Genomic DNA, 1,140 nt, shown 5'->3' with positions numbered 1-1,140 from the left:
CAGTACAAAAATCAGGAACGCAACGGACTGGCCAATCAGGGTCGCATTAATGTTCACGCCAACACCTCGCAGTTACGTTGTCCATCACACCAAATTACCCGGAAGATCCGAGTAATTAGCCAGCGATTTGACCAACGAACGGGTTCGCAAAGGTGAAGAACAGAGCGATACCAACACCGATCATGGTTACGGCGTCGAGCAGACCGGCAACGATGAACATTTTAACTTGCAGCATTGGAACCATTTCTGGCTGACGCGCTGCGCCTTCCAGGAACTTGCCGCCCAGCAGGCCGAAACCAATTGCGGTACCCAGTGCGCCCAGGCCGATCAACAGTGCAACAGCGATCGCGGTTAGACCAACTACAGTTTCCATCTTTCCTCCCGACTTTTACGTCGTATGGTTTAGGTTTTTTTAATTTAAAGCGGTAAAACAAATCGTTTTAGAGGCCCCGTTAAGAGCCCCCTCCCGTTTAACGGGGAGGGACATCAGACTAGTCGAAACTGGCCTTAATGGTTTTCTTCGTGTGCCATCGACAGGTAGACGATGGTCAGCATCATGAAGATGAACGCCTGCAGGGTGATGATCAGGATGTGGAACACAGCCCACGCCCACTGCAGAACAACGCCCAGGCCGCTCAGCCAGAGCAGACCGCTGCCGAACATCACAGCAATCAGAATGAAGACCAGCTCACCGGCATACATGTTGCCGAACAGACGCAGAGCCAGGGAGATCGGCTTGGCGATCAGAGTCACGAATTCCAGCAGGAAGTTCACCGGGATCAGCAGGGCTTGAACGAAGATGTTCTTGCTGCCGAACGGGTGCAGGGTCAGCTCGCCGATGAAGCCGCCGAGGCCCTTGATCTTGATGCTGTAGAAAATGATCAGCGCGAACACCGTGAAGGCCATGGCCAGAGTAGCGTTCGGGTCGGTGGTCGACACGGCGCGGAACGGGATGTGGTGGTCGCCGGAGATCAGGATGGCCAGTTGAGGAATCCAGTCGACCGGTACCAGGTCGACGGCGTTCATCAGGAACACCCAGACGAAGATGGTCAGTGCCAGTGGTGCAACCACCGGGCTACGGCCATGGAAGCTGTCTTTCACGCTGCCATCGACGAATTCGACCAATACTTCAACGAAGTT

2 protein-coding genes are annotated in these 1,140 nt (G+C 54.5%); both read right to left on the bottom strand.

Features of this window, described 5'->3' with window-relative positions; translation table 11 throughout:
• Positions 1-115 precede the first annotated feature (115 nt).
• Positions 116-373: a F0F1 ATP synthase subunit C gene (atpE, locus tag ACRESJ_RS08135; protein ID WP_003097235.1), complete on the bottom strand. Its 258-nt coding sequence runs from the start codon at positions 371-373 to the stop codon at positions 116-118.
• A 134-nt stretch (positions 374-507) separates the two neighbouring features.
• A partial coding sequence (gene atpB / locus ACRESJ_RS08130) for a F0F1 ATP synthase subunit A (protein ID WP_431757449.1) occupies positions 508-1,140 on the bottom strand: 633 nt, incomplete at its 5' end.

It is taken from the genome of Pseudomonas sp., from assembly GCF_050739655.1.
GTDB lineage: Bacteria > Pseudomonadota > Gammaproteobacteria > Pseudomonadales > Pseudomonadaceae > Aquipseudomonas.
Note: the sequence above shows the minus strand (reverse complement) of the source record. Positions and strands in the feature narration are given on the sequence as shown.